The organism is Cupriavidus basilensis OR16, assembly GCF_000243095.1.
GTDB classification, from domain to species: domain Bacteria; phylum Pseudomonadota; class Gammaproteobacteria; order Burkholderiales; family Burkholderiaceae; genus Cupriavidus; species Cupriavidus basilensis_D.
In genome coordinates this window covers 1-207 of the sequence record NZ_AHJE01000405.1, presented here as the reverse complement: position 1 = coordinate 207, position 207 = coordinate 1, and the positions used below count along the sequence as shown (strand labels likewise).

The 207-nt window shown below is 51.7% G+C and carries 1 pseudogene; it reads right to left on the bottom strand.

Annotation, left to right across the window (positions count from 1 at the left end):
• Window positions 1-207, bottom strand: a pseudogene (locus OR16_RS47115) (type 1 fimbrial protein); the annotation flags it as partial.

Sequence of the window (207 nt, the reverse complement as noted above, 5' to 3'; positions counted from 1 at the left end):
AGGTACCCTTGATCGGCGTAATCTTACCGCTAAGATCGATACTGGCGAATCCTCCATAATCATTGCTCGACTTGCAAGAATTGCCAGCAGGCACAGATCGTGCGCATAGGTTGAAATATCCCGGATACGCGTTCGACTTCAAAGAGCCTTCGATGAACGTGCGCGCATCGCGCAACAACTGAACCTCGATCGCGCTGACCTCTGTGA